This window comes from Streptomyces hamibioticus (assembly GCF_047946815.1).
Lineage (GTDB): Bacteria > Actinomycetota > Actinomycetes > Streptomycetales > Streptomycetaceae > Streptomyces.
Genome location: NZ_JBKKQY010000001.1, coordinates 7,155,082 through 7,180,110 on the forward strand (window position 1 = coordinate 7,155,082; position 25,029 = coordinate 7,180,110).

At 72.7% G+C, this 25,029-nt stretch carries 19 protein-coding genes and 4 pseudogenes; 19 read left to right on the top strand and 4 right to left on the bottom strand.

Annotation, left to right across the window (positions count from 1 at the left end; all coding sequences use genetic code 11):
- Positions 1-81 precede the first annotated feature (81 nt).
- From ACLGIH_RS32705 to ACLGIH_RS32725, 5 genes are all read left to right on the top strand, one after another.
- Positions 82-1,248 (top strand): ABC transporter substrate-binding protein, encoded by a 1,167-nt coding sequence (locus ACLGIH_RS32705; protein ID WP_416528898.1) that lies wholly within the window; start codon positions 82-84, stop codon positions 1,246-1,248.
- A 216-nt stretch (positions 1,249-1,464) separates the two neighbouring features.
- Positions 1,465-2,460, top strand: coding sequence for a trypsin-like serine peptidase (locus tag ACLGIH_RS32710; protein WP_416528899.1), 996 nt, complete (start codon positions 1,465-1,467; stop codon positions 2,458-2,460).
- A gap of 272 nt (positions 2,461-2,732) precedes the next feature.
- The gene (locus ACLGIH_RS32715) at positions 2,733-3,500 is read left to right on the top strand and encodes an SOS response-associated peptidase (protein WP_416528900.1); all 768 of its coding nucleotides are present in this window, start codon (positions 2,733-2,735) and stop codon (positions 3,498-3,500) included.
- Between the two features lie 143 nt (positions 3,501-3,643).
- On the top strand, positions 3,644-5,551 hold the full coding sequence (gene htpG, locus ACLGIH_RS32720) for a molecular chaperone HtpG (protein WP_416528901.1): 1,908 nt from the start codon (positions 3,644-3,646) through the stop codon (positions 5,549-5,551).
- An 87-nt stretch (positions 5,552-5,638) separates the two neighbouring features.
- On the top strand, positions 5,639-6,397 hold the full coding sequence (locus ACLGIH_RS32725; RefSeq protein ID WP_416528902.1) for a hypothetical protein: 759 nt from the start codon (positions 5,639-5,641) through the stop codon (positions 6,395-6,397).
- A gap of 40 nt (positions 6,398-6,437) precedes the next feature.
- Here ACLGIH_RS32725 and ACLGIH_RS32730 read toward each other — a convergent pair whose 3' ends face one another.
- Both ACLGIH_RS32730 and ACLGIH_RS32735 read right to left on the bottom strand, forming a co-directional pair.
- Complete coding sequence (locus tag ACLGIH_RS32730; protein WP_416528903.1) at positions 6,438-7,382, bottom strand: aldo/keto reductase; 945 nt, start codon at positions 7,380-7,382, stop codon at positions 6,438-6,440.
- Positions 7,383-7,554: 172 nt separating this feature from the next.
- A pseudogene (locus ACLGIH_RS32735) lies at positions 7,555-8,127 on the bottom strand (GAF and ANTAR domain-containing protein); the annotation flags it as partial.
- 145 nt (positions 8,128-8,272) lie between these two features.
- Between ACLGIH_RS32735 and ACLGIH_RS32740 the strand changes: the two are divergent.
- A pseudogene (locus ACLGIH_RS32740) lies at positions 8,273-9,082 on the top strand (transposase family protein).
- Here ACLGIH_RS32740 and ACLGIH_RS32745 read toward each other — a convergent pair.
- Positions 9,083-9,259 carry a hypothetical protein gene (locus ACLGIH_RS32745; protein ID WP_416528904.1) on the bottom strand — a complete coding sequence of 59 codons (177 nt, stop codon included), beginning with the start codon at positions 9,257-9,259 and terminating at the stop codon, positions 9,083-9,085. It abuts the pseudogene before it with no gap.
- Positions 9,260-9,595: 336 nt separating this feature from the next.
- On the opposite strand from ACLGIH_RS32745, the gene ACLGIH_RS32750 reads away from it, so the two are divergent.
- The 13 genes and pseudogenes from ACLGIH_RS32750 (at position 9,596) to ACLGIH_RS32810 (ending at position 23,582) form a co-directional block, all read left to right on the top strand.
- The gene (locus ACLGIH_RS32750; protein WP_416528905.1) at positions 9,596-10,894 is read left to right on the top strand and encodes an ATP-grasp domain-containing protein; all 1,299 of its coding nucleotides are present in this window, start codon (positions 9,596-9,598) and stop codon (positions 10,892-10,894) included.
- 44 nt (positions 10,895-10,938) lie between these two features.
- Positions 10,939-12,984: a CocE/NonD family hydrolase gene (locus ACLGIH_RS32755; protein WP_416528906.1), complete on the top strand. Its 2,046-nt coding sequence runs from the start codon at positions 10,939-10,941 to the stop codon at positions 12,982-12,984.
- Positions 12,985-13,084: 100 nt separating this feature from the next.
- A pseudogene (locus tag ACLGIH_RS32760) lies at positions 13,085-13,492 on the top strand (cytidine deaminase family protein); the annotation flags it as partial.
- A gap of 256 nt (positions 13,493-13,748) precedes the next feature.
- Positions 13,749-16,793 carry a Na+/H+ antiporter subunit A gene (locus tag ACLGIH_RS32765; RefSeq protein ID WP_416528907.1) on the top strand — a complete coding sequence of 1,015 codons (3,045 nt, stop codon included), beginning with the start codon at positions 13,749-13,751 and terminating at the stop codon, positions 16,791-16,793.
- A 5-nt stretch (positions 16,794-16,798) separates the two neighbouring features.
- Positions 16,799-17,221 carry a Na(+)/H(+) antiporter subunit C gene (locus tag ACLGIH_RS32770; RefSeq protein WP_416529547.1) on the top strand — a complete coding sequence of 141 codons (423 nt, stop codon included), beginning with the start codon at positions 16,799-16,801 and terminating at the stop codon, positions 17,219-17,221.
- Complete coding sequence (locus ACLGIH_RS32775) at positions 17,218-18,750, top strand: Na+/H+ antiporter subunit D (protein ID WP_416528908.1); 1,533 nt, start codon at positions 17,218-17,220, stop codon at positions 18,748-18,750. Before ACLGIH_RS32770 ends, ACLGIH_RS32775 begins: the two co-directional genes overlap by 4 nt.
- Positions 18,747-19,349 carry a Na+/H+ antiporter subunit E gene (locus ACLGIH_RS32780; protein ID WP_416528909.1) on the top strand — a complete coding sequence of 201 codons (603 nt, stop codon included), beginning with the start codon at positions 18,747-18,749 and terminating at the stop codon, positions 19,347-19,349. The genes ACLGIH_RS32775 and ACLGIH_RS32780 overlap by 4 nt, the downstream gene beginning before the upstream one ends.
- Positions 19,346-19,612 (top strand): MrpF/PhaF family protein, encoded by a 267-nt coding sequence (locus ACLGIH_RS32785; protein WP_416528910.1) that lies wholly within the window; start codon positions 19,346-19,348, stop codon positions 19,610-19,612. Before ACLGIH_RS32780 ends, ACLGIH_RS32785 begins: the two co-directional genes overlap by 4 nt.
- The gene (gene mnhG, locus ACLGIH_RS32790; protein ID WP_416528911.1) at positions 19,609-20,001 is read left to right on the top strand and encodes a monovalent cation/H(+) antiporter subunit G; all 393 of its coding nucleotides are present in this window, start codon (positions 19,609-19,611) and stop codon (positions 19,999-20,001) included. The genes ACLGIH_RS32785 and mnhG overlap by 4 nt, the downstream gene beginning before the upstream one ends.
- A gap of 134 nt (positions 20,002-20,135) precedes the next feature.
- Positions 20,136-20,528 (top strand): hypothetical protein, encoded by a 393-nt coding sequence (locus tag ACLGIH_RS32795; RefSeq protein WP_416528912.1) that lies wholly within the window; start codon positions 20,136-20,138, stop codon positions 20,526-20,528.
- A 101-nt stretch (positions 20,529-20,629) separates the two neighbouring features.
- On the top strand, positions 20,630-21,100 hold the full coding sequence (locus tag ACLGIH_RS32800; RefSeq protein WP_416528913.1) for a YciI family protein: 471 nt from the start codon (positions 20,630-20,632) through the stop codon (positions 21,098-21,100).
- Positions 21,101-21,108: 8 nt separating this feature from the next.
- A pseudogene (locus ACLGIH_RS32805) lies at positions 21,109-22,281 on the top strand (RNA polymerase sigma factor).
- Between the two features lie 362 nt (positions 22,282-22,643).
- Entirely contained in the window at positions 22,644-23,582 is a 939-nt protein-coding gene (locus ACLGIH_RS32810; protein WP_416528914.1) for a DMT family transporter, read from the top strand.
- Here ACLGIH_RS32810 and ACLGIH_RS32815 read toward each other — a convergent pair.
- Positions 23,526-24,869 carry a glycosyltransferase gene (locus tag ACLGIH_RS32815; RefSeq protein ID WP_416528915.1) on the bottom strand — a complete coding sequence of 448 codons (1,344 nt, stop codon included), beginning with the start codon at positions 24,867-24,869 and terminating at the stop codon, positions 23,526-23,528. The genes ACLGIH_RS32810 and ACLGIH_RS32815 overlap by 57 nt on opposite strands.
- Positions 24,870-25,029 lie beyond the last annotated feature (160 nt).

The following is a 25,029-nucleotide window of genomic DNA, read 5'->3' on the forward strand; positions in this document are numbered from 1 at the left end:
CCGACCGGCGTCTCGTCGCCACCGGCGTTCCCTCTGCAGTCCGGGCGAACAGCCATACCGTCACTCGGGAGACGTCAACGCATGAATGCTCCGCCACCGCCACCGCCACCGCCACCGCCACCGCCACCGCCACCGCCATCGTCCTCACCGCCGTCGCCCGTCGCGGAGCGGGCCGACGGACCAGCCGTCCGGATCGGAGCTCTCGTCCCGCTGACCCGGCCCGGCTGGGTCGAGGCGGGCCGGCACCTGCTCGCCGGAATGGAGCTGGCCGTTCGCGACGTCAACGACGCCGGCGGGATCGTCGGAAGGCCGCTCCGGCTGGTGGTGCGCGACACCGCGGCCGACCCGGAGCGGGCCGCGGCGGCCGTGGACGAATTGGCCCGCCTGGACGTGGCTGCCTTGGCGGGGGAGTACCACAGCGTCGTCGCTCGCGCCGCTGCCGCCCGGGCCGACGCCCTCGGTCTGCCGTTCCTCTGCTCGTCGGCGGTTCTCGACGCGCTCACCGAGCAGCCGACGGAATGGGTCGCGCGCCTCGCCCCGGCACAGTCCCACGGCTGGCGGATCTACGCGGACTTCCTCCTCGGGGCGGGCCACAGCCGCATCGCCGTGGCAGCCGAGCCGAGTGTCTACTGGGCGTCCGGGGCCCGCATCCTGCGGGACCACCTCGCTCCGCGCGGCGGCACCGTCACCGAACTCGACATGCGCGCGCTCGGCCCCACGGGCGTGTGCGACGCCCTCGCCGGCCGGCGTGCGACAGCCCTCCTTCTTCTGGTCGGCCACCCGGAACCGGCGGTGTCGGTCGTCCGGTCCGTCCGCCGGGACCGGCGCCTCGCCGAGACCGTGATCGGTGCTCCGGCCGGGCAACCGGAGTTCGCCGAATGGGCGGCCCTGCTGGGCGGCGACGGCGCCGCGATCCCGTTCCTGCGCTACCTGCCCGAGCGCCTCGGCCCACTCGGCGCGCGCGTCGAGACGGCCCTGCGGGAGCGGCTGGCCGAAGCGCCCTCCTTCGTCGCCTTCGAGGGCTACGACACGGTCACCGTCCTCGCCGATGTGCTCCGCACTCACGGCGCGGACCGGGCGCGCACGGCCGGAGCCTGGCCGCGCGTCGCAGTCGAAGGCACTCGCGGCCGGATCCGGTTCTCCCGCACACCGGGCACCAGCGTCTGGCAAGGGGCTGGGACGCCGGTCCAAGTCGTCGATCGAGACCCGGCGGATCCCGATCGCTTTCGGATCCTGCACGCCGGCTGAGGACGTGAGACCGGCCCGTCATCGCGCCGGCTCGACGGCTGCGGCACGGCCAACTGCCCCCCGTTGCCCCGGCGGTGCCGCAAAAACTCTTGTGACGCGCACCTGACAAGCCAGGTTTTCCGTGGCACGCTGCGTAACGCACGTCTATCCGCACCGCTCTTCGTACCCCCACCCTGCCCGGGCGCGGCCGTTCGGGCACGGCAGAAGGAGACATGCGTGAGACGCCATCGTACTGCCGCGGGCATCCTGCTGACCGTCGGAGCCCTGTTCACCGGCGGCCTGGTCGGGGCTGGCGCGGCCAACGCGGAAACACCACCGTCGACTTCCGGAAAGCCCGTGCCGGCTCGCGCCGTCTCCCAGGCCGAACAGCACGCCTCCCGCACCTACTGGACCGCCGAGCGCATGCGCGGCGCCACCCCACTCGATCTGCTGCTCACCCCGCAGGCCGCAAAGCGGCTGAAGCCTCCCGTCGACGCCGGACGCACGGCCGCGGCCACGACTACGGTCGAGCCCACCGCGGCCCCTGCCGCCTTCCCGCAGGCCGGCGGTGCGTGGACCGGCGGCGGAGCGGTCGTGAAGACGTCGGGCCGCGTGTTCTTCACCTTCCAGGGGCGGACCGCCTCCTGCTCCGGGAACGCCGTGACCAGCCAGAACGCCAGCACCGTCATCACCGCCGGACACTGCGTCAAGTACCAGGGCAGCTGGCACACCAACTGGGTCTTCGTACCGGCCTACGACAACGGCAGCGCGCCGTACGGTCAGTGGACCGCGACCAAGACGCTCACCACCCCGCAGTGGGAGGCGAGCGAGGACATCAACCACGACGTCGGCGCGGCGGTCGTCGCCCCGCTGAACGGCCGGACGCTCACCTCGGTCGTCGGTGCGCAGGGCCTCCAGTTCAACGGCGGTTACAACAAGCCGATGTACGCCTTCGGCTTCCCGGCCGCCTCGCCGTACGACGGCTCGAAGCTGGTCTACTGCAGCGGCAACAGCTCGAAGGACTTCCTGTTCTCGCAGGACCACAGCCTCGCCTGCAACATGACGGGCGGTTCCAGCGGCGGACCGTGGTTCACCGGCTTCAGCGAGGCGACCGGCACGGGGCTGCAGGTGTCCGTGAACAGCTTCGGCTACACGTTCCTGCCGAACCGCATGTTCGGCCCGTACTTCGGAAACGAGGCGAAGGCCCTGTACGACAAGGCCCAGGTCTCCTAGCCGGCAGCGGCGGGGCGCGGCGCGGCGCCCCCCGGGACACAGACACCTCAGGCGCTCGGGCCCCGGCACCCGCCGGGGCCCGCACTCACGGGCGCCGGCGCCGGTCCCCGTCGCCGGTACCGGCCCCGGGGTTCAGCCGGACGGCGACACGAGGTCCGGTCCGCCCCTTCCGCACCTTTCCGCTCGTCCTCCGCTCGGTTCGCGCTCGGCTTCCACTCGACACGGGCACCCGGCCGCCGCGCGGGAGGCACCGTCGGTGGGAGAGTGACGGCATGTGCGGCCGTTACGTCTCCACCCGCAGTCCCGAGGACCTGGTCCAGCTCTTCCAGGTCACCGACTGGCGTGCCGAGGAGCGCCTCGCGCCGAACTGGAACGTCGCGCCGACCGACGACGTGTGGGCCGTCCTCGAGCGCACTCCCCGCGACGAAGACGATGCCGCCCATGCCGCCCACGCCGCACAGGCGGCGCGGGAGCTGCGGACGCTGCGCTGGGGCCTGGTGCCCTCGTGGGCCAAGGACGTGAAGACCGGCGCGCGGATGATCAACGCCCGGGTGGAGAGCGTCCATGAGAAGCCGGCCTTCCGTGCCGCGTTCGCCCGGCGCCGCTGCCTGCTGCCGGCCGACGGCTTCTACGAGTGGCAGCAGCGCGAGGACCCCAGGACGGGCAGGTCCCGCAAGCAGCCCTACTTCATCCACCCGGAGGACGGCCGGGTCATGGCGCTGGCCGGGCTGTACGAGTACTGGCGCGACCCGGAGGCCGCACCGGACGACGGGTCCGCGTGGCTGATGACCTGCACGGTGATCACCACCGAGGCCACCGACGCCGCCGGTCGCGTGCACCCCCGCATGCCCCTGGCCCTCACCGAGGACCACTACGACGCCTGGCTCGACCCCGCCCACCAGGACCCTGACGAACTGCGCGCCCTGCTGACCCGGCCCGCCGACGGGCGGCTGAACGCCCGGCCCGTCTCCACGGCCGTCAACAGCGTCCGCAACAACGGCCCGCAACTCCTCGACGAGGTGACCGAGGTGACCGAGTAGAGGCGGCGGGCCGCGGCCGTCGGGCCGTCTCCCGCACCGCGCCGAACGGGCCGCCCCGCCCATTCCGCCCAACTGCGCTGACGTGGTGTTTTACAGTAGCTTCCACCAGTTCCGACGACAGGACCTGTGAGGTATTCGCGATCATGCCGGCCGAGACGTTTGAGTTTCAGGTAGAGGCCCGTCAGCTGCTGCAGCTGATGATCCACTCGGTCTACTCGAACAAGGATGTCTTCCTTCGAGAGCTCGTCTCCAACGCCTCCGACGCGCTGGACAAACTGCGCCTCGAGAAGCTCCGGGACGACACGCTCGACGCCGACGTCTCCGACCTGCACATCGAGATCGACGTCGACAAGGACGCCCGCACCCTCACCGTGCGGGACAACGGCATCGGAATGTCGTACGACGAGGTCGGCCGGCTCATCGGCACGATCGCCAACTCGGGCACCGCGCAGTTCCTCCGGGAACTGCGGGAGGCCAAGGACGCGGCCGGTGCGGAAGGGCTCATCGGCCAGTTCGGCGTCGGGTTCTACTCCGGCTTCATGGTGGCGGACGAGGTCACCCTGCTGACCCGTCGCGCCGGCGAGAGCCAGGGCACCCGCTGGACGTCGCGCGGCGAGGGCACGTACACGCTGGAGACGGTCGACGACGCGCCGCAGGGCACCTCCGTCACCCTCCATCTCAAGCCGGCCGACCCGGAGAACCAGCTCCACGACTACACCTCCCCCTGGAAGATCAGGGAGATCATCAAGCGGTACTCGGACTTCATCACCTGGCCCGTCCGGATGATGCCCGAAGGCCCCGCCGCCGAGGACGAGAGCGGTGAGGAGCCCCGGCCCGAGACGCTCAACTCGATGAAGGCACTGTGGGCGCGGCCGCGCGACGAGGTGTCCGACGACGAGTACCACGAGCTGTACAAGCACATCGGCCACGACTGGCGGGACCCGCTGGAGACCATCCGCCTCCAGGCGGAAGGCACCTTCGAATACCAGGCACTGCTCTTCCTCCCCGCCCACGCCCCCCACGACCTGTTCGCACGGGAGTTCAGGCGCGGCCTGCAGCTGTACGTCAAGCGCGTGTTCATCATGGACGACTGCGAGGCGCTGCTGCCGTCGTACCTCCGCTTCGTCAAGGGCGTCGTCGACGCGGCCGACCTCTCGCTCAACGTGTCCCGCGAGATCCTCCAGCAGGACCGCCACATCGAGATGATGCGGCGACGGCTGACGAAGAAGGTCCTGTCCACGGTCAAGGACATGATGGCCAAGGACCAGGAGCGCTACGCCACCTTCTGGCGGGAGTTCGGCACGGTGGTGAAGGAGGGACTGGTCACCGACGCAGAGAACCGCGACGCCCTCCTGGCCGTCGCGTCGTTCGCGAGCACGCACCGCGACTCGGAGCCGACCACGCTCAAGCAGTACGTGGAGCGGATGCAGGACGGACAGGAGGAGATCTACTACCTGACCGGCGAGTCCAGGCAGAGCATCGAGAACTCCCCGCACCTGGAGGCGTTCCGCGGCCGGGGCATCGAGGTGCTGCTGCTCACCGACCCCGTCGACGAGGTGTGGGCCGACGCCGTCGGCGAGTACGAGGGCAAGAAGCTGCGGTCCGTCGCCAAGGGCGACATCGACCTCGACGCCGGGGGCGACACCGCCGACGGCGGCCGGGAGAAGCAGGCCGAGGAGTACTCCGCGCTGCTCGGCTGGATGAAGGAGCAGCTGGACGAGGACGTCAAGGAGGTCCGGCTCTCCTCCCGCCTCACCGTCTCACCGGCCTGTGTCGTCTCCGACGCGCACGACCTGACCCCCGCCCTGGAGAACATGTACCGGGCGATGGGACAGGAGGTCCCCCGCGCCAAGCGGATCCTGGAACTCAACCCGGACCACCAGCTGGTGAAGGGGCTCAACCAGGCGCACCGGGACAGTGCGGACCGGACCGACCTCGCCGAGATGGCGCAGCTCCTGTACGGCCTGGCGGTGCTCGCCGAAGGGGGTCAGCCGAAGGAGCCGGCCCGGTTCGTCCAGCTGATGGCGGACCGCCTCCAGCACGCGCTGTGACCGGCGCCCGGCAGCCGCTTCACCCGTTGGACTGACGGGGAAGCGACCGGCCTCGGCCCATGATGCCGTGACCGTACGGTCCGGGGCATGAACCATGGAGACGACATCCACGGCATCGTGGGCCGCGTGCGCAGCGAGATGGGTGACGAACTACGGAGCCGGGTCCGGCGCGCTCTGCGCGACCGGCCGCGCGACTGGCTGGTGCAACAACTCCTCGACCTGGCGTTGCCGCCGGCACTGCCGGCGCCCCGCGCCGGGGAGGCACCCGCCCCGCGGGAGGAGACGGAGGACGAGCGCGCCGCGCGCCTGGCACGCGTACGCGCGCTCGCCCTGGACCACGCCGTGCTACGGGCCTGGGTGGACGAGCACCGCGGACTGACCCGGCAGGACCTGACCGACCGGGGCGCCCTGCGCACCCCGCCACCGAAGGGCGGCCCGGTGATCGGCCCGCAGCACCGGTCGCCGGAGGCGGAGGACTTGCTGTGCCGGTCCAAGGACGTCCTCTGCGCCCTGCTCTTCGGCGACGAGGAGACCGGCGTCCGGCTGCGGCGGGCGGAGCGTGAGCTACTGACACTGACCGTGCCCCGCGCCAAGGCGCACACCATCGCCTTCGTCTTCCAGGCGGCGACCGAGATCGGCGCGCACGGCACCTGGCGAGACCCGCACGGCACCGCCGACGACGACCGCGCCGCCAACACCGTCTACCAGGTCGAGTACGGAGAGACCGCCGACGAGCTGGTCGGCAACGGCATCAGCACCTGCCTGAAGCTCATCAACGAACTCGAGACCAACGAGCAGGTGCTGTACGGACGTACGGAGAACGTGGAGGAGAGCACACTGACCTGAGCGACCGCCGCGCCCCGCCGCACCGGCGAGCGCGAAGCCGTCAGGCGGACGCCTTGGTGAGCCGGTCGAGTTCGTCGTCCGTCAGTCGCAGCTCCGCCACCTTCAGCAGGGCCGGCAACTGGTCGACCGTCCGGGCCGAGGCGATCGGCGCGGTCACCGTCGGCCGGGCCGCGAGCCAGGCGAGGGCCACGGAGGCGATCTCGGCGTCGTGGGCCCGGGCGACCTCGTCGAGAGCGGCGAGGACCCGCCGGCCGCGCCCGGTGTGCAGGTGTTCGGCGGCGCCCTGCGCCCGCGCGCTGTCCACCGTGGCGCCCGGCCGGTACTTGCCGGTCAGGAAGCCGGATGCCAGCGCGTAGTACGGGACGGCGGCGAGTCCGGCACGCTCGGCGACGCGCTGCAGCTCACCTTCGTAGGTGTCGCGGGAGACCAGGTTGTAGTGCGGCTGGAGCGCCACGTAGCGCGCCAGGCCCTCGCGCTCGGAGAAGTCCAGGGAGGCCCGCAGGCGGTCGGCGGAGATGTTGGAGGCCGCGATGTGGCGGACCTTGCCCGCCCGCACCAACGCGTCCAGCGCGCCGATGATCTCCTCGACCGGCACCTCCGGCTTGTCGAAGTGCGTGTAGTACAGGTCGATGTGGTCGGTGCCCAGGCGGCGCAGGGAGGCCTCGGCCGCGGCCTTGATGTTGGCGGCGGTCAGGCCCCGGTACTCGGGGTGCTGGCTGACCTTGGTGGCGATGATCACGTCGGAGCGGTTGCCGCGGGCCCGCAGCCACTCGCCGATGACGGTCTCGGACTCTCCGCCGCGGTTGCCCTCCGCCCATGCCGAGTAGGAGTCGGCGGTGTCGATGAAGTTCCCGCCGGCGGCCGTGTACGCGTCCAGGACGGCGAAGGACTGCTTCTCGTCGGCGGTCCAGCCGAAGACGTTGCCGCCCAGGGCGAGCGGGAAGACCTCGAGGCCGGACGTGCCGAGCTTGCGTGCGGAAGTCATGCCGGGCAACAACAACCACATGGGAGCCCTGCATTCCCCCGCGCTGCTCCGCGGCCCCGGCGGGGGACCACGGCAGCCGCAGCGGCCGCGCCGGGCTTGCCCGCACGGCCGCGGCCCGCACCGCACCGGCGGTCCGGACGCAATGGAGAGGCGGTACGGAAGGGAGGGGCGGTCAGGGCCGGGGACGGAAGGTGTGCCCGTCCGGGGGCCGGCCTCCACCGATGTTGGTGATCAGTTCCCTGCACAGGTCACGGAGCTTGACGTTGCGGTGCTGGGAGGCCTTGCGCAGCAGGGTGAACGCCTCCTCGGCCGGGCACCGCTGCTGGGCCATGATCACGCCGATCGCCTGGTCGATGACACTGCGCGACTCCATGGCCGTTTGCAGGTCGGCGGCGTACTGCTGGGCGTCGGAGATCCGCTGCGCGAGCGCGATGGCCCCGGTGGCCTGGGACGCGAGCGCTCGCAGACCGAGGAGATCGGTGTCGGTGATGCCGGACGCCTTCGGTGAGTAGACGTTCAGCGCGCCGGCCGTGTGCGTATGGGCGGCGATCGGCACCGAGGCGGACGAGCGGGTGCCCTGGGCGGCCGCGTAGGCCGGGTAGGGGCCCCAGCGGTGCTCGTCCAGCATGTCCGCGACGATGATCTCCTCGCCCGTGCGCAGCGACTGGAGGCATGGCCCGTCGTCCTGCCCGTACTGCGCCTCGTCCAGCTCGGCGGCGCTCAGGCCGGCGCTCACGACGGTCAGTGAGGTTTTCTCAGTGAAATGATCGAAGCGAACCGGTGTGGATCACCGGCGAGAGCGGGCCGGCCACGGCCTCGGACAGACGTAAAGCCCCTGGTAGGACAGGTCTCACCACAAGATCATGTCCGTAACCACCAGAGGCCTCACGTTGGTCACCTATGTTGTCATGCTCGATGTCCCGCGCCATGTCGTGGAGTACCTGTCGCGTCTGCTCGCCGCGCACCGACGGCACATCGGTACCCCGCGCGGCAGCCGGGCGCTTGGCCCGTTCCGCCAGGCGGTGCTGGTGCTGCGCTGGTTCCGAGAGCGCGGCTGCGTACACTGCCTGGCCCGGGATGCCGGAGTCTCACAGGCCACCGGGTACCGCTACCTGCACGAGGGCATCGATGTCCTCGCCGACCAGGCCCCGGACCTGCATGAAGTCCTGGACCGTTGTCGGCGCGAAGGTATGACCCACGTGATCCTGGACGGCACGCTGATCGAATCGAACCGGCTGGCCGGTGTCCGCGACAACGGCAACGACCTGTGGTTCAGCCAGAAACACAAGGCGTTCGGCGGCAACGTGCAGTTCCTGGCCGCTCCGGACGGCACCCCGCTGTGGGTCTCCGGCGTCGAGCCCGGCTCTACCCCCGACATCACCGCCGCACGCATTCATGCCCTGCCCGCCCTCTAGAAGGCGGCGGCCGACGGCCTGCCGACCCTGGCGGACAAGGGCTACATCGGCGCCGGCATCGGCATCCGCATCCCCGTCCGACGCCCAAAAGGCAAGTCCGAGCAGGCGCTTCACGTCGACACCCGCATGTCCAACACCCTGCTGCGACACCTACGGGCGCTCGGCGAGCGCACCGCCGCCGAACTCAAGCAGCGATGGCGCACCCTGCAGCACGTCACGCTCAGCCCCAGCCGCATCGGCGACATCGCCCGCGCGGCCCTCGTCCTCAACGGAATCTGGAAGTGATCACCGTTGAGAAAACCTCAGTGGCCGGTGCTGCCGCTCCAGGGTGATTCCGGTACCGCCGGCCGCGGGCACCAGGGACAGCGCGCTGTCCGCGAGGGCCTGGAGGAACTCCTCCAGCGAGTCGGTGCTCAGCAGCAGCGAGGTGACGTCCGGCAGGTCGGACGGCTGATCGGTCATGGTCGTCGCATCCTTCCGGGCCCGGGCCCGCGGTCGGACAACGTGTGCCGCCGGGGCCCGCGGGGCACCCCGGCCCGAAGCGGCACCTTCAGTGAGACGGGTCCCCCCGATCCCGGAAGGAAACGGTCCGTTCGCCGGTCATCCGCCGCCGGAGCACGGTGCCGCCGCTCGTCGGTCCGGGTGTCCGCGCAGGCCGGGAGGCCCGGTGCCCCGTCTCCGATGCTTGTTCGGACCACTCGGTGGTACCCGCCGCCTGCGTGCGGTCACCGGCCCCGCCGGGCTCCGCACCGGGGCGTGCCACACAGGGGGCGTGCCGGCGATCCTGAAAGGAGATTCATGTCTGACGACGACGTGAAGAACGTCTTCGTGGTCGGCCTGGACGAGGCCAACCTCGCGACCCTCAAAGCCGTACCGGGCGCCGATGCGCTGCGCTTCCACGGCCTGCTGACCGTGGAGGAACTCCAGGTCGGCGAGGTGTCGCTGCCGACGGTCATCGAGAAGGCGCAGAGTGTGCTGGACGCCTTCGACGGAAGCATCGACGCGATCGTCGGCTACTGGGACTTCCCGGTCAGCACCCTGGTCCCCATCCTGGGCGAGCGCTACGGCACCCGCACCACGAGCCTGGAGTCGGTGGTCAAGTGCGAGCACAAGTACTGGAGCCGGCTGGAGCAGCAGAAGGTCACCGACTGCCACCCGCGTTTCGGCCGGGTCGATCTCGCCGCCGACCGGCCGAGCCCCCCGGACGGCCTGCGCTTCCCGATGTGGGTCAAGCCCGCCCTGTCCTACTCCTCGGAGCTGGCCTTCGGAGTCGGTGACGAGGAGGAGTTCCGCAGCGCCGTCGCCGAGATACGCGAGGGGATCTCCCGCGTCGGCCGCCCCTTCGAGAGGATTCTCGAACAGGTCGAGGTCCCGTCCGAGATGGACGGTGTCGGCGGCCGGGTGTGCCTGGCGGAGGAAGCGCTGACCGGCATCCAGGTCGCCGTGGAGGGCTACGTCCACCAGGGCGAGGTGACCGTCTACGGCACCCTGGACTCCATCGACTACCCGGACTCCCCGTGCTTCCTGCGCCACCAGTACCCCTCGACGCTGCCACCGGACGTGGTCGCCCGGCTCCATGACGTCACCGAGCGCGTGATGCGCCGTATCGGGTTCGACTCGGCGACCTTCAGCGTGGAGTACTTCTACGACCCGAGCAGCCAGGAGATCAACCTGCTGGAGATCAACCCCCGCCACTCCCAGTCGCACGCCGAGCTGTTCCAGTACGTGGACGGGGTGCCCAACCACCACTGCATGCTCGCGCTCGCCCTGGGCACCGACCCGCGGATGCCGCACCGGCAGGGCCCGTACGCGATGGCGGCCAAGTGGTACTACCGCTGGTTCACCGACGGTGTCGTGCGCAACGTGCCCTCGCCCGAGGACATCGCCCGCATCGAGCGCGAGATACCGGGCGTGCGGATCGAGGTGGTCCCCGAGGAGGGACAGCGGCTGTCGGACCTTCCCCAGCAGGACAGCTACAGCTACGAGCTGGCGCACATCTTCACCGGCGGCGACGACGAGGACGACATGCGCCGGAAGTACGACAAGTGCGTGGCGGCCCTCGGACTGTCCTTCGACGAGCCGCCGCAGGAACGGTGACGCGCCCCCGCGGCGACCGCAAGGAAGGAGGAGAACGCCGGCCCATGCGTTACGTGACCCATCTGCCGTACGCGACGAAGGAAGAGGAACACGTCCTCATCCCCATGTCCGACGGCGTCCGCCTGTCCGCGCGTATCTGGCGCCCCACGTCGTCCGACCAGGAGCCCGTGCCCGCGGTCCTGGAGTACATCCCGTACCGGAAGCGGGACCTCACCGCCGTCCGCGACTCGGTCAACCACCCCTACATCGCCGGGCACGGCTACGCCTGTGTCCGCGTCGACCTGCGCGGTACCGGCGACTCGGAGGGCGTCCTGAGGGACGAGTACCTGGAGCAGGAGCAGACCGATGCCGAGGAGGTCCTGGCCTGGCTCGCCGACCAGCCCTGGTGCGACGGCAGCACCGGGATGATGGGCATCTCCTGGGGTGCCTTCGCGGCCCTCCAGGTGGCGGCCAGGCGGCCGCCGAGCCTGAAGGCCGTCGTCATCGCCTCCTTCACCGACGACCGGCACGCCGACGACATGCATTACATGGGCGGCGCGATGCTGTCGGACAACCTGGCCGAGGCGGGCACCATGTTCGCCTACGGCACCTGCCCGCCCGACCCCGCCCTGGTCGGCGAACGCTGGCGCGACATGTGGCTCCAGCGGCTGGAGCACACCCGGCCCTGGGTCCTGCAGTGGCTGCGCCACCAGCGCCGCGACGACTACTGGCGGCACGCCTCGGTCGCCGAGAACTACCAGGACGTACGCTGCCCGGTGCTCGCCTCCAGCGGCTGGGCGGACGGCTACTCCAACGCGGTCACCCGGCTGCTCGCCAACCTGGACGTGCCCCGCAAGGGACTGATCGGCCCCTGGTCGCACAAGTTCCCCCACCTCGGCCAACCCGGCCCCGCCATCGGCTACCTCCAGGAGGTGGTGCGCTGGTGGGACCACTGGCTCAAGGGCGCCGACAACGGCGTGATGGACGGCCCCATGCTGCGCACCTGGATGCAGGACAGCGTGCCGCCGTCCACGTCGTACGAGGAACGGCCGGGCCGCTGGGTGGCGGAGCCGAGCTGGCCCTCGCCCAACGTCCACCAGGTCACCCACCCGCTCACCCGGCACCGGATCGCACCGCCCGCCGAACCGGCCGGGCAGCCGGCCCCGGCCGGGGCGGGGGCGGCGCTGACCGTGCAGTCGCCGCTGTCCGTCGGCCAGTTCGCGGGCAAGTGGGCCTCCTACAACGCACCCCCCGACCTGCCCTACGACCAGCGGGAGGAGGACGGCGGCTCGCTGGTCTTCGAGACCGAGCCGCTGACCGAGCGGCTGGAGATCCTCGGTTCGCCGACCGTGGACCTCGACCTGTCGGTCGACGAGCCGGTCGCCATGGTCGCCGCCCGCCTCTCCGACGTCCGCCCCGACGGAGCCGCCACCCGGGTCACCTACGGACTGCTCAACCTCACCCGGTGCGAGAGCACCGAGGAACCCGAGCCGCTGGAGCCCGGCCGGCGCTACCGCGCCACCGTCCACCTCAACGGAGTGGGGCAGACCTTCCCGCCCGGACACCGCATCCGGCTCTCCCTGTCCACGTCCTACTGGCCGCTCGCCTGGCCGCCGCCGAAGCCGGCCCGGCTCAGCGTCCACGAGAACACCAGCACGCTCACCCTCCCGGTCCGGCCGTCCGACCGGCCCGAGGACACCTCGGCCGACCTCTTCGGCGAACCGGAGGGCACCCCGCCGCTCAGCGTCACCACGCTGACACCGCGTGAGGAACGCTGGGAGGTCAGGCGCGACCTGATCGGCTACAAGGCCGAACTGGACATCGTGAAGGACGGGGGAACGACGCGCTTGGAGGAGATCGGGCTGGATGTCGGCCGCCGCGCCCGCGAACGCTACGCGAACGTCGCCGACGACTTCACGTCCGTCAGCGGCGAGTCGACGTGGACCATGAGCTTCCGGCGTGACGACTGGGACGTCCGCGTGGTCACCCACACCCGTCTCACCTGCGACGAGCGGGACTTCTTCGTGGACGCCACGCTGGACGGCTACGAGGGCGGCCGACGGGTGTTCTCCCGCACCTGGAACGAGACGGTCCCGCGCGACCTGCTCTGACCGGTCGTCTTCGCGTCCGCGGCGGAGCGGGCGACACTGACGCCGAAGGTGCCCGGCGTTCCACCGGCCGGTGGACGCTCCCGTACCGGAGGCGGAGAAGATGACCACGCAGACCCATCACGTCGACCACGAACTCGTCCAGGCCGCGGCGCGGGTCGCGCGTACTCGCTGCCGGGGCGACAACCACACCATGGCAGCCGCCGCCCGCGCCCGGGACGGCCGGATCGTCACCGCGGTGAACGCCTACCACTTCACCGGAGGGCCCTGCGCGGAACTGGTCCTCATCGGCGCGGCGGCTGCCCAGGGCGCCTACGAACTGGAGACGATCGTCGCCGTGGGCGACCGCGACCGGGGGGTCGTTCCTCCGTGCGGCCGGTGCCGGCAGGTGCTTCTCGACTACTTCCCGGCCCTCAGGGTCGTCGTCGGCGAGGGGGACCGCACCCGCACCGTCCTGATCACCGACCTGTTGCCCGAGAGCTACGTCTGGGCCGACCACCAGCTCGACGCCGACGAGGCACGCTGCGCGGCCGTCAACGGGCAGCCGGCGGATGGCAGTCGGGCGGCGTTCCCGGCGACGGCGACGGCGCTGCCTCCCTCACCCGATGACCACCCGGACCGGACGGCGATGCACCCGTCTGCCCCACCGCAGGACTGATTGCGGCGACACCGGGCACCCATGGCTGTCAATCGGGGAACTGCCCCAGGACGATCGACACGAGTCGGTCGCACACCGACGGCCCGGGCGTCACGAAGGAGTTGAAGCGGTGCTGTTCCTGCTGGCCGCCCATGCGGGGGTCGCGGCGGCGATCCCGTGGTGGCAGCGGCGGCTCGGCCGCACCGTGTGGCTCGTGGCGGCCCTGGTGCCGCTCGCCACGGTGGCCTGGGCCGGCACGCGGGCGGCGCGGGTCCTGGACGGCGGGGAGTACCGGGCATCCCTGGCCTGGGCGCCGTCTCTCGGGCTGACGGTCGACCTGCGGCTGGACGCCCTGTCCCTGCTGATGCTGTGGATCGTCGCCGGTGTCGGAGCCCTGGTGCTGCTGTACTGCCGGCACTACGTCGAGGAGGAGGACGCCGGCCGCCTGGCCGCCCTGCTGCTCGCCTTCGCCGGGGCGATGGTGGGGCTGGTCCTGGCGGACAACCTCTTCGTCCTGTACGTCTTCTGGGAACTGACCACCGTCGCCTCGTTCCTGCTCATCGCGGGGCGGGGGAAGTCGGACGAGGAGCGACGGGCCGCCCGGCAGGCGCTGCTGGTGACCACGGCCGGCGGCCTGGTCATGCTGCTCGGCCTGATCCTGCTCGGGCAGACGGCCGGCACCTACCGGGTCTCGGAGATCCTCGCCGCCCCGCCGCACGGCGGCGCGGTGCCCGTCGCGGCGGTGCTCATCCTCATCGGGGCGTTCGCCAAGTCCGCCCAGATGCCGCTGCACGGCTGGCTGCCCGCCGCCATGGTGGCTCCCACACCGGTCAGCGCCTACCTGCACGCCGCGGCGATGGTCAAGGCCGGTGTCTACCTGATCGCCCGCCTGGCACCCGCCCTCGCCGAATCGGGCCCGTGGCGCCCGATGGTGCTGGGCGTGGGCCTCACCACCATGGTGCTGGCCGCGTGGCGGGCGCTGCGCGCGACCGACCTGAAACTGCTGCTGGCCTACGGCACCATCAGCGAACTGGGCCTGCTCACCGCCCTGCTGGGCGCCGGAACCCGCACCGCCGCGCTCGCCGGGGCCGTGATGCTGCTCGCGCACGCCATGTTCAAGTCGGCCCTGTTCCTGTCCGTCGGGATCCTGGACCACCAGACGGGCACCCGTGACCTGCGGGAGCTGTCGGGACTGGGCCGTCGTATGCCGGCGCTGTGCGCGATGGCCGCGCTCGCCGCGGCCTCGATGGCCGGCCTTCCGCCGTTCATCGGCTACCTCGGCAAGGAGGCCTACGTCGAGGCGTTCCTGTACGGCACCGAACTCGGCGGGCACGGCTGGCTCACCGCGGCGCTGCTCGTGGGCTCCGCGCTGACCGTGGCGTACGCCGCACGGTTCCTGCAAGGGGCCTTCGGCGGGCGCCCCGGCGCGACGGCGGACCGGGCGGAACGGCCGGCGCCCGGGTTCCTCGCGCCGGTGGCCGTACTGGCGGCCGCCGGCCTGGCCCTGGGCGTCGGCCACGCGGGCACCGCGGCCGTCGCGACCGCCTACGCCGACGTCTATCCGCCGGGGCCGCACGGGCCGTACGAACTGTCGCTGTGGCACGGGTTCACGGCCGTGCTCGGCCTGTCGGTACTGACCTTCGCCGTGGGCGGCCTGGTGCACGCGGCCAGGCGTTCGCTGCCCGCCGTGCCCCGGCTGCCGGACGCGCAACGCGCGTTCGACCGTACGCTCACGGGCGCCGACCGGTTGGCCGTGGCCGTCACCCGGCACACACAGGTCGGCTCGCTGCCGCTGTACCTGACGGCGCTTCTGGTGACCGTGGTGGCGGTGCCCGGCGCGGCGCTGATGGCCGCCACGCCGTCCCTGGGCTCCCCCCGGCCCTGGTGGTCCCCGGTCGAACCGTTCCTGGCCGTGGTGGTGCTGACGGCCGCCGCGGCGGTGGTGGCCACCCGGCACCGTCTCACCGGCATCCTGCTGGCGGGCGCCGTCGGCTACGGCGTGGCCGGCACGTTCCTGGTGCGGGGGGCGCCGGATCTGGCGCTCACCCAGTTCCTGGTGGAGACCATGACGTTGGTCGTGGTCGTCCTCGTGCTGCGCAGGATGCCGGCCCGGTTCAGTCCCGGCCGGACGCTGACCCGGGTGCGACTGGTGCGGGCCGCGGCGGCCGGGGCGGTCGGTGTCCTCGTCACCTGCTTCGCCCTGATGGCGTCCGCCGCGCGCAGGACGTACCCGACCTCGGCGGAGTACGCGCACCGAACGGCCGAGACGGGGGCGCACAACATCGTCAACGCGATCCTGGTCGACTTCCGCGCACTGGACACGCTGGGCGAGATCTCGGTGCTGCTGGTGGCGGCGGTCGGGGTGGTCAGCCTGGTCCGGGTGGGCGGCCGGGGCCGGGGCCGGGTGAAGACGTCCGGCGGCCGACCGGGCGCCGGACCCGGCGGCCGGACCGCCGGTGGCACGGGCGGGCCCGGTGGCGGGCGCGGTCGCGGACAGGGCGGTGGTGCCGGAGGCGGCTTCGGCGGCGGACCGGGCGCCGTCTTCCCGACGGCGCACTGGGACGAGCCGGTACAGACCTGGCTGCCGGGTGCGGGTGAACGGCCCGGCGGTGAGCGTTCCGTCCTGCTGGAGGTGGCCACCCGCTTGCTCTTCCCCTCGATCCTCGTACTCTCCCTGTTCCTGCTGTTCTCCGGGCACTACCGCCCCGGCGGCGGGTTCGCCGGCGGCCTGGTGGCGGGCCAGGCGTTCGTGCTGCGGTACGTCGTGGGCGGACGCGCCGATCTCGGGGCCGCCGTACGGCTGCCCGCGGGCGCGGTCGCCGGCTCGGGGCTGCTGCTCGCCGCCGCCGTCGGGCTGTTCCCGCCGCTCCTCGGGGGTGCCCCGCTGGAGAGCACGGTGGTGACGCTGCATCCGCCGGTGCTGGGCACGGTGAAGTTCGCGACCAGCCTGTTCTTCGACGTCGGTGTCTACCTGCTCGTCGTGGGCGTCGCCCTCAAGCTGCTGGCGGCGGTGGGCGTCTCACTCGCCGAGGACAAGGCCGCCGCGGGCCGGGCCACGGCCATCGCCGAAAGGGCGACAGCCCCCGGCGGGCCGCCGACCACGCCCGGAGAGACGGCCACGCCCGGAGAGACGGCCACCACGGCCGGGGAAGAGACGGAAGGCGGTACCCGGTGAACGCGATGGACGTGACGATGTCCCTCGTGGTCGGTGGCCTGTTCGCCGTCGGCTTCTACCTCATGCTCCAGCGGTCGGTGATGCGGATCCTCCTCGGCTTCATCCTCCTGGGCCACGGAACCAACCTGCTCCTCCTGGTCGCCGGGGGCACACCCGGCCGGCCCCCCATCCCCGAGGACGGAACCGCGGACCCGGCGCGGCTCGCCGACCCGCTGCCCCAGGCCATGGCACTGACGGCCATCGTGATCACCTTCGGTCTCACGGCGTTCCTCGCGGCCCTGGCCTACCGGTCCTGGCGGCTTTCCGGGCACGACGAGGTGCGCGACGACGTGGAGGACCGGCGCATCGGCAGCGTGCGAGAACGCGACGAGGCCCACTCCGTCCACGGCCGGGAAACGGGCGGCACCACCCGCGGGGGTGAGCGATGACCTCGGTGCTGCCCGCCCTGCCCGTCATGCTGCCGGCGCTGGGCGCCGGCCTCTCCCTGCTCGGCATGGGCCGGGCGGTGGTGCGCGGGCTCGCCATCGGCGTCCTCACGGCGGTGGTCGCCTGCGGCGCGGCGCTCGTGGTGCTGGCCGACCGCCACGGGCCGCAGACCGTCCATGTCGGCGGCTGGCCCGCGCCGCTGGGCATCACCCTCGTGGCCGACCGCCTGTCGGCCCTGCTGCTGACCGTGTCGGCGCTGGTGGCGCTCGCGGTGCTGCTCTTCGCCATCGGCCAGGGCACGGCGGAGGAGCGCCGCGCCTCGTCGGCGGTCTTCCATCCGGCCTACCTGGTGCTCGTCACGGGGGTCAACCTGGCCTATCTCACGGGCGACCTGTTCAACCTCTTCGTCGCCTTCGAGGTGATGCTCGCCGCCTCCTACGTTCTGATCACCCTGGACGCGGACGAGAAGCGCACCCGGGCCGGCATGACGTACACGGTCGTGAGCCTGACGTCGTCGCTGCTGTTCCTCACCCTGGTCGCCCTGGTCTACGCGGCCACCGGCACCGTCACCCTGGCGCAACTCGGCCCGCGGCTGGCGGAACTGCCGGACGGCCTGCGCTCGGCACTGGCCCTGCTGTTCCTGGCCGTTCTCGGCATCAAGGCGGCGATCGTCCCGCTGCACTTCTGGCTGCCCGACAGCTACCCCACCGCGCCCCCGCCGATCACCGCCGTGTTCGCCGCGCTGCTGACCAAGGTGGCCGTGTACGCCCTGCTGCGCACCCAGACGCTGCTCTTCCCCCGCACCGGGGTGTGGACGCTGCTGGCCTGCGCCGCGATCATCACCATGATCGTGGGCATCCTCGGCGCCATCGCCCAGGACGACCTCAACCGGCTGCTGGCCTTCACCCTCGTCAGCCACATCGGCTTCATGCTGTTCGGCCTCGCGCTGTTCGACACCCCCGGAGTGACCGGCACCATCCTCTACGTCGTCCACCACATCGTCGTCCAGGCGGCCCTCTTCCTCGTCGCGGGCCTCGCCGTGCGCCGGACGGGGACCGCCGCGCTGCACCGCATGGCGAAGCGCCCGCCGCTCGGCACGGCGGCCGTCGTGCTGTTCGTCCTGCCCGCCCTGAGCCTGGCCGGCATCCCGCCGTTCTCCGGCTTCGTGGCCAAGCTCGCCCTGCTGCGGGCCGGCGTCGCCCAGGGCGGGCCGATGGCGTACGCGCTCGCCGCGGCCGCCCTGCTGACCAGCCTGCTGACGCTGTACGTGATGACCCGCGTGGGCACGTCGGTGTTCATGGGACGGCCGTCGCGCCGCGCGGAGGCGCGGCCGTCGAGGTCCGCGGTCCCCCGGCGCGGGCGTCGGCGCGGCACCCGGCTCATGCTCGCCGCCGCGGCCGGGATGACGGCGACCGGGGTCGCGGTCGCCGTGTGCGCGGGCCCGCTCGCCCGCCTCGGCGAACGGGCCGCCGACGACGTGCTGCACCCGCACGCCTACCGCTCCGCCGTGCTGGGGGAGGGGCACCGATGACCCGGTCCACCGGCCACCCGGAACGGGCCCGTCGAGTCCTGCGCCACCTGCCGATGATCGCCTGGCTGTGGCTCCTGTGGATCCTGCTGTGGGGATCCACCGGCGCGGTGGTGCTCGTCGGCGGACTGCTCGTCGCCGTCGCCGTGGTGCTGGCCTTCCCGCTGCCCACCCTCGGGACGGCGGCCGCGCCCCGGCCGCTGCGGGCCGGGTGGCTGCTGGTCCAGCTGCTCACGGACCTCGTCAGGGCGGGATGCAGCGTCGCCTGGCAGGTCGTCCGCCACGGCAGAAAGGTCCCCTCGGCGATCATCGAGGTACCCCTGGAGGCCGACAGCGACCTGCTGATCACCATCGTCGCCGAACTCACCACCATGACCCCCGGAACGCTCGTGGTGGAGATCGACCGGCGCCGCAAGCGCCTGTACGTGCACGCGCTGCCGGTCCGCGGCCGGCAGGACATCACCCGTCGCCGGAACAAGGTCCAGGACGTGGAACGCCGGGTCGCTCGCGCCGTCGTCCGCCACCGGGGCGCCGACGGCGGCGGAGCGGCCCCGGATCGTCCGGACGACACCTCACGGCACGGCCGAGGGAGGAAACCATGACCGTCCTGTACGTCGTCACGCTGTCCATGGTCGTAGCGGCCGGCCTGCTCACCCTGCTGCGTCTGGTACGCGGCCCCCGCGCGCTCGACCGGATCATGGCGCTCGACGTCCTCGTGACCATGTCCATCGCCGCGACCGCCGTGGGCATGACGGTGCGCGGCGACACCACCGCCGTCCCGGTACTGGTCGTACTCGCCCTGCTGGCCTTCATCGGGTCGGTGACCGCCGCCCACCTGATCGAGAAGCGGGAGGGCATGCGATGACCGTCGTGCGCGACACGATCACCGCCGTGCTGTTCCCCGCCGGAGCCGCCTTCTGCCTGCTCGGCGCCCTGGGGCTGCTCCGCTTCCCGGACACCACGAGCCGTCTGCACGCCGCCGCCAAGGCCCAGACCCTCGGCCTGCTGCTGCTCCTCGTCGGAGCTGCCGCGCAGATGTCCCTCAGCCACGCCCCGGTCCTGCTGCTCGTCGCCTTCTTCCAGCTGCTCACCGCGCCCATCACCAGCCAGGTCGTCGGCCGCGCCGCCTACCGCACCCACGGCCTCGAACGCCGGCTGCTGGTTCGCGACGAACTCGCCGACCGCCTCGCGCGCGAGGGCACACCCGTCGACGGGCGCGACCGGCCGCAGGGGGACGAGGACGCCGAACGCTGACGCCACCCCGCCCGTCCGGGCGGCGCAGCGCAGGGCCGCACCCGCCGCCTCACGCAGGGCATCGAGCGTTTCGCCCGGTGCGTCACCGGTCACCCGTGCGGCAGGGCACACCCACACACGACGAGGTGAGAACCATGCTGCTGCTGGGTTTCCTGCTCATGGCGGGCGCCGCCGCGTTCGCGGGCCTGCTGATCGCGTACAACCTGTCCGGCAGTCCGGACTACACCGTGACGCTGCTGGGGAGCCAGCCGTTCACGATCAGCACGCTCGGGGCGTTCCTCGGCGGCATCGCCCTGACTCTGATCTTCGGCCTGGGCCTGTGGATGCTGGTGGCCGCGACGGCGCTCGCGCGTCACCGCAGCAAGAAGCGCCACAGGGACCGGACGACGGCCAAGCGGGCCACGGCGGAGCGCGACGAGATGGCCGGCCGCCTGGAGGACGAGCAGGGCCCCGGCAGCGCGGGCGAGACCAGGGGGCACCGCCGCCCGAACCACCGGCCGCACTGGCCCCGGCTGCGGAGCCACTGACCGACGCTCTCGGCGTCCGGTCCCGTCGGGGAAGCGGCCGGAAAAACGCCGTACCACTTGGACGGCGATGTCGAGAACGCGGAACTGGCTCCGTCCCTGGGGTGAACGCGGCCCACAAGGGGGCGCACCAGTACCGAGGAGACGACACGACGGCCAAGTATCTGCTGCTCAAGCACTACCGCGGCGCCCCGGCTGCGGTGAACGACGTGCCCATGGACCAGTGGACGCCGCAGGAGATCTCGGCGCACGTCCAGTACATGCAGGACTTCGCCGCCCGGCTGGAGAAGACCGGCGAGTTCGTCGACGGCCAGGCGCTCGCCCCCGAGGGGACGTGGTCCGGTACGACGGTGAGGGGCGCCCGCTGGTCACCGCGCCCGCCGGTCACCGACGGGCCGTTCGCGGAGACCAAGGACCTGATCGCCGGCTGGATGGTGATCGACGTCGACAGCCACGAGCGTGCCGTGGAGCTGGCCGGGGAACTGTCGGCCGCCCCCGGGGCCGGCGGCAGGCCGATCCACGAGTGGCTCGAAGTGCGCCCGTTCCTGGCCGCGCCGCCCACCATCACGGAGTGACCTCATCGATGGACGAGGTTCTGCTCCGGAGCCTCACGCCGAGCGTGCTCGCCGTCCTCGGCCGCCGCGGAGCCGACTTCGCGGCGGCCGAGGACGCAGTCCAGGACGCCCTCGTCGAGGCGGTCCGCGTCTGGCTGGCCGACCCGCCCCGGGACCCCAAGGGCTGGCTGGTCACCGTGGCCTGGCGCAAGTTCCTCGACGCGACCGGGCGGCCGCCGCCCGCCGCCGGCGGGAGAACTTCGTCGAGGAGGAGCCGGCGCCCGGACCCGCCCCCGACGTCGGCGACACGCTCCAGCTGCTCCAGCTCTACTTCCTGTGCGCCCACCCCTCGCTGACGCCGTCGTGCGCCGTCGCGCTCACGCTGCGCGCCGTCGGGGGGCTCACCACCCGTCAGATCGCCCAGGCCTATCTGGTGCCCGAGGCGACCATGGCGCTGGGGGTGCCCCCTCTGGGGGAGCGTCAGCCGGGCCAAGCGCACCGTCTCCGGCGTGCGGTTCGACCGGCCCGGCGATGTCGCCACCGTGCTGCGCTTCCTCTACCTCGTCTTCAACGAGGGCTACTCCGGCGCCGTCGACCTCGCCGCCGAGGCCATCCGGCTCACCCGGCGGCTCGCGGCCGCGATCGACCACCCCGAGGTGGCGGGACTGCTCGCCCTCATGCTGCTCCACCACGCCCGGCGGGCCTCCCGGACCGCGCCCGACGGCAGCCTGGTGCCGCTCGCGGAGCAGGACCGCGGGCGGTGGGACACCGGGTCCATCGCCGAGGGCATCGGGATCCTCCAGGCGGCCCTGGCCCGCGACCGGCTGGGTGAGTTCCAGGCCCAGGCCGCCATCGCCGCCCTGCACGCCGACGCGCCCACCACCGAGGAGACCGACTGGGCGCAGATCGCCGAGTGGTACGACGAACTGCCCCGCCTGACCGACAGCCCGGTCGTGCGGCTCAACCGGGCTGTGGCCGTCGGCGAGGCCGACGGACCGCGCGCCGGGCCGGCGGCGCTCGCCGCGCTGGACGACTCGCTGCCCCGCCACGCCGCCGTGGCGGCCCACCTCCACGAGCGCGACGGCGACCCGGCGACAGCGGCACGGCTCTACGCCGAGGCGGCCCGGAGGGCACCCAACCTCGCCGAGCGGGACCACCTGACCCGCCAGGCCGCCCGGCTCAACGCCCTGGGGCGCCGCTGACGGACCGAACGGCCCGGCCGTCGTCTCGCGGGCCCGGGTGGGCTCTCCGGCCCGCCTGTGCGGCGTGTCCCCTCGGCGGCACCGGGAGCGGACGTACGACGGCGCATCCCCCGGCTGTTCCCGGACCGACACCCTGCTGCGCGACCCGCGCCTCGAGGAGGCGGCGCGCCGAGCCCGGCACGGGTGCCCCCGGCTTCGGCGGCCGAAACGGGCGCGGAGGGGGCACCGCGTGCCGCCGTCGGTCTCGCGCGGGTCCCCGATGTCCGGCCCGTGACGGTCCCACCAGGCATGACCGGAGGTGATCACGGGAACACATGGCGGGCCGGTTCGGGTTCGCGCCATCACGGATGACCAGGTGCTGCATGATCATCACTGTTCTGGCCGCGCTCGCCGCGGGCGCCTGCTTCGCGGTGGCCGGTGTGCTGCAGCAGCGTGTGGCGAGTGCCCGGCCGGACAGGGAGCGGCTGTCGTGGCGGCTGCTGTGGCATCTGGCCCGGCACCCCGTCTGGCTGTCCGGCATCGCACTGGCGGTCCTCGCCTACGGGTTCCAGTCCCTGGCGCTGGCGTTCGGGCCGTTGAGCCTGGTGCAGCCGCTGATCGTCTGCGAGCTGGTCTTCGCCGTGCCGCTCGCCGCGCACCTGCGGGGCGTTCGGCTGGGACCCAGGGAGTGGCTCGGCACCCTGGCCGTCGCCGCCGGCCTCGCCGCCGCGCTCGTCACGGCCCGTCCGACGGGCGGTGATCCGGCGTCGGCCCGGGTCGGCGCGTGGCTGCTCGCCGTCGGCGCGACCGTCCTGGTCGTGGCCGCGGCCATGGTCCTCCGCCTGGTCGTCACCGGCGTGGGACGGGCCTCCTGCACCGCCCTGGCCGGCGGGACGGTGATGGGGTTCCAGTCGGTGCTCCTCGACGCCACCGTCGACCGGATGAGCCGCGGCCCGGTCGCGCTCGCCTCGGCATGGCAGACCTACGCGCTGGTCGCCGTCAGCGTGGGCGGCCTGCTCCTCATCCAGAGCGCGTTCCAGGAAGGCCCGCTGGCCGCCACAGTGACGGTGATCGACACGGTGGAGCCGGCGGTGGCGGTCGCCGTCGGAACCACGCTCTTCGGCGAGACGCTGCACCTCGGCTGGCCGGTCGGCGCACTGACCGCGCTGGGCGTGGCCGGGACCGTCTTCGGGATCGTTTGCCTGGACACCTCGCCCGCGATCGCCGCTCTGCACCGCGGTGACGCGGGGTACCCGCCGACGGGTTCACGGGCGCCGGACGGCCGTACGCGTCCGGGCGCTCTCGGTCCACACGGGCAGTAGGTCCTCCTCCAGCACCTCCGTCCAGGTGGGGTGCCGGGAGCGCGCCGTCCGGGCGGCGCGCCGGCCCATCGCCCGCCGCGCCTCGGGCCGGACGAGCAGCTCCTCCAGAGCCCTGGCCCACCCCTCGGTGGTGTCGTCCGCCACGACCATGCCGTCCCGTCCCGGGTCGGCGAACCACTGGGTCGTGGTGGCGTTTGCCGGCAGGACGACCGGCAGACCGCAGGCCATCGCCTCGGCCACCACGTTGCCGGCCGTCTCGGTGCGGGAGGGGAAGGCGAACACGTCACAGGCCGCGTACACGCGTGCCAGGGTGTCCTGCGGCTGCGGGCCGAGCACGCTCGCGGCGGGGCCCAGCAGTCCCGCGATGCGGTCGGTGTCGGAACCTGAGCCCACGACGACGAGGTGCGCGTCATGGCCGCACCGCCGGAGGCGGTGGACCGCCTCGGCGACGAGCAGGGCGCGTTTGGAGGCGTCCACCCGGCCGGCGAACAGCACCAGCGGCCGGTCGGCCGGGACCCGGTGGGAGAGGGCCAGCTCCGCCCGGGCCGCCGGGTCGGGGCGGAACCGTTCGTGGTCGATGCCGCGCCGCAGTCCGGCCACCCGTTCCGGGCCGATCATCGCGCCGACCTCCTCGCGCGCGCCGGGCGAGGCGGCGAGCACGCGGTCGCACAGGCGCAGCAGCCGGTCGCGGCGGCGCCGGAGGAGACCCTCGACCAGTCCGGGCAGTCCCGCCGCCGGCCGCCCGGCCGAGGACGGGACGCCGGGCACCTTGCCGAGCACCTGACGGGTGTAGACGGACGCCAGGGCCGGGACGTCCGTATGGAGCGAACACACCATTCCCGGCCGCCGGCCCGGCGGGGAGCGCCGGACCAGGCGGGCCGCGGTCGAGCCGAAGGAGAACGTGTGGGTGAGGTGCCAGACGTCGTGCCGTGGCAGCAGCCCGGCGAGACCGGGGTGGAAGGGCGACAGATCGGTGACGTCCCCGCCGCCCACCGCGGGCATCACCGGGGCGGTGCTCAGCACGGGCCGCAGGGCCGCGAAACGGACCCGGGGAGACAGCTCCTCGAGGTGGGCGTGGTCCCCGAGGACGTAGACGGTCAGGTCCACCTCGCCGGGCCCGCCGTCGGGAGCACGCCGGGCCGCGGCCTCGGCGAACCTCTCCCAGCACTTCACGTGCCCCCCTGCCGAGGCGTTCCTCAGCAGGTCCACCAGGACCGCCACGGACAGGACGCCGGACCGGCCGCCCTCGACGGCGCCGGGGACCGGGTGGGGTGGGGGCGTGGGCATGGCTCAGGGGTACCCGACCGCTTCTTCGCTCAACCAGTCCCCTCCTTCGCTCAACCGGTCCCCGAGCCACCGGACCGCCGGGCCGGGCCGCGGGTGGTGGAGGCCGGCATCCGGCCACGCCGACGGCGAACGGCGCCGGGGGGGGCCGGCCCGCCGGCCC